Origin of the sequence: Microvirga roseola (assembly GCF_020866965.1) — a bacterium.
Classification (GTDB): domain Bacteria; phylum Pseudomonadota; class Alphaproteobacteria; order Rhizobiales; family Beijerinckiaceae; genus Microvirga; species Microvirga roseola.
Genome location: NZ_JAJATX010000128.1, coordinates 1 through 2,977, shown reverse-complemented (window position 1 = coordinate 2,977; position 2,977 = coordinate 1). Strand labels below are relative to the sequence as shown.

3 protein-coding genes are annotated in these 2,977 nt (G+C 57.8%); 1 reads left to right on the top strand and 2 read right to left on the bottom strand.

Annotation, left to right across the window (positions count from 1 at the left end; all coding sequences use genetic code 11):
* Window positions 1–213 precede the first annotated feature (213 nt).
* Both LG661_RS24345 and LG661_RS25635 read right to left on the bottom strand, forming a co-directional pair.
* Window positions 214–624 (bottom strand): DUF1801 domain-containing protein, encoded by a 411-nt coding sequence (locus LG661_RS24345; RefSeq protein ID WP_230534582.1) that lies wholly within the window; start codon window positions 622–624, stop codon window positions 214–216.
* Between the two features lie 851 nt (window positions 625–1,475).
* A complete protein-coding gene (locus LG661_RS25635; protein WP_407666842.1) occupies window positions 1,476–1,907 on the bottom strand; it encodes an SET domain-containing protein in 432 nt (143 codons plus the stop codon).
* Window positions 1,908–2,243: 336 nt separating this feature from the next.
* Here LG661_RS25635 and LG661_RS24340 point away from each other — a divergent pair.
* Window positions 2,244–2,977: IS701 family transposase (locus tag LG661_RS24340; protein ID WP_230534581.1), on the top strand; the 734-nt coding region annotated here is incomplete at its 3' end.

Here is a 2,977-nt window from a genome sequence, read left to right as displayed (position 1 = left end):
AGGCTAGGGCTGCCGTATCATCGATTTCCGAGAAGACGCTTTATGAAACCGGATATTGTTTCTTTTTGAAGTGTTCGGAAGATGTGTGCGGCGGCGCAGGAAGTGGGCTAGTAAAGGATCAGTCTAAGAGGCTCTGGCGAGAACCCTGAATGAGCTTGAATTACTTAGGAAGACTTGTGGCGGAAAAAGACTTCTGGCGAGCGGCCGCACAAGTCAGGTCTTGCTGGCCTTGGCGCGCTTGGCGGCCGAGGCGTTCTTTTTCAGATTTGTCCGGTTGTGGGCTATGGCGGCCCGAACAAGGTCCTGAAGGGCATGCTTGGCTACTGGACTTCCCTCGAAGACATCAATGGAGCGCCGTGTGTTGCCCTTATCGTCGCCGTTGAAGAGGTTGTCCGGATCGGGCAGTGCGGCGCCGTAGGCGAAGGTCAGCTTGACCTTGTTCTTGTGGGGATTGCCGACCGCGATAAGACCATCGAGCGACCAGGTAGGGCTACCCATCCACTTCCATTCCTCGATGATATCTGGATCCGCCGCAAGGATGGTCTGGCGCAGCTCAGCGAGCATGGGCCCTCGCCAATCGGAAAGGTCCGCGATCATCTGGTCGATGCGTTCAGAGGGGTTCATGATGATAAGGCCATATTGGGTGCCTTAAGCGTAAGTCGGAGCAATCGATCTAAGTCACGAATGAGAGGCGGTGGCATAAGCGTTGTTCCTAACATGAGCTGTTCTCGTGTGAACGCTTAGGTAATAGCAAGAGAGAAGCCGACCGTTCGCACAGCCAATTTCGCGGAACGGGCCTTATGGAATGCAGGACCCAACGGTGAGCTCATCAGGGAAGGTCCGGTTGGGGTCAAACTGAGAAGTAGAGCCGAACAAAGGAAGGGCCGTTTTCAGGTCGGANTATGGAATGCAGGACCCAACGGTGAGCTCATCAGGGAAGGTCCGGTTGGGGTCAAACTGAGAAGTAGAGCCGAACAAAGGAAGGGCCGTTTTCAGGTCGGAATGAGACCTTTGAGGCACCTAAACTGCCGAAGTGGCCGCTCCCACGATTGGCATCGCTGAAACCGCTCCCTTGCCGAGGGCTCCGAACATTCCATGATCGCAAGCGTGGAATTTACTTGTCCCTCTAGGCACTTACCTGTTTCTTGGTGGTCGTTGCTACCGAATGCCGGATAATTTCACCGAAAGTGACAGAGGCGATCGTCCTCGCTAGCCGCTCCATCCAGCGAAAATGTGGAAGGGACCGGGAGATGCTCCGGAAGCCAATATAAACCGGACGTTCCGACGCCATAGGCTCGTCAGCAACCTTTCTTGGAAACCCTCGCGGGTTTGGTCGAGCGTGTCACCTTCGACAATCTCGATAACGGTTTCGCCGTCCCGAAAGTCCATGCCTGGGGCAGCGCGGCCTCATTAATGTCGTGGGGTGCGTGAAGGCGCAGAGCTAAACGTCAGCATAGAGCAACATAAGGTAGCCATCATCGACGATGTGATACCTTCAAACGCTTCGATCGCGCTGTCCTGCAGGTCTGGCATTTGCAACCAGTCGGCCTGATAAATATATCGAAGTAGTTCCTGCCGTAGTTGTAGGTAATCTCATCCCCAGGCCTGATGCGCCTGATGGCTTCGATGCGGATTCGGCCCCGGGATACGACTGCCTGGGCATTCGGCCGACAGGAATGGTTAATGTAGCGGGCTGTGTTCCACCGTGGCGAACCGTCTATGGTCCACCGGCTGTTGACCTCGAACAGGTAGCGAGTGCTTCGACGCCGGTGCACCTCCTCGCTCGAGATCCGTGGCCCTAGGTATTCAATAATGAATGTGCCCTTTTCGATCACCTCTGTGGCAAACAGGCCAAGACCGGTCTCGGACCGCCCGACACGGAAACGACCTTCTAGTGTAGCTTGCATTACGGCGAATACTCCACTCCCCAAGACATGGTATCATGTCCAAGATGTTCCGCAGCGGGTCAACCTTGGACTTCTGCAACTGCGGTCATTGAAAGGGGTTACAACAGGCTCCACTCGAGACACGCACAGGAACAGTCTCGCACTGGTCAGCGATCCATGTCTCGAAAGTTCACGGCGCTCGGCAAGTGCTGCCTGCTAGCGACATCATTCTCTCCCCTACGTCTGGTTAGCATCCGACCTCATTGCTGAGTGTAGCGGACCAAATCGTGTCTAGCACTACGGTTGCACCCGCCGCTCATGCGCTCATAATCTCCTGATCTGACACAGGAGGCTGCCATGGTTGGTGTAGCCGTGGAGCAGATGCTCGAACTCTGGTGTGTGGAGTTGCGTCAGGTCAAAGCTCACCTCAAGTCCCTGTTTGCTCATCCCAGTGTCGCCGCCTCGGCGGCTGCCTTCCTGGACGGGGTGCTCGGCCCCGAGCGGCGCAAGACCGGCTGGATGCGGGCCGAGGCCGCCGGCGATTCCGGCCCCTGGCGCCAGCAGGCGGTGCTGGGCCGCAGCCACTGGGATGCGGATGCTCTGCGTGACATGGTGCGCGAGTATGCGCTCGAGACGCTCGTCGCGCCCGGGGCTGTGCTCGTCATCGATGAGACTGGCTTTCTCAAGCAGGGTCAGCGCTCATGCGGGGTTGGACGCCAGTACACCGGATCGGCCGGCAAGATCACCAACTGCCAGATCGGCGTGTTTGCGGCCTACGTGTCGGACAAGGGCTGCGCCTTCATCGATCGCCAGCTGTATCTGCCCAAGGATTGGACCAGCAAGCCCGAGCGCCGGGCTGCAGCTCATGTTCCCCACAGCATCCGCTTTGTCACCAAACCCGAGATCGCAGCCGAGATGATCGGGCGGGCCCTTGCGGCCAACGTTCCGTTCGACTGGGTAGCCGCTGACACGATCTTTGGCGTGGGAGCTATCGAGATGCAGTTGCGCCGGGCCGGCAAGGGCTATGTGCTGGGCGCGCATGCCACCGATCAGTTCTACTCCTGGATCGGCAAACCCGAAGTCGCCGGCAC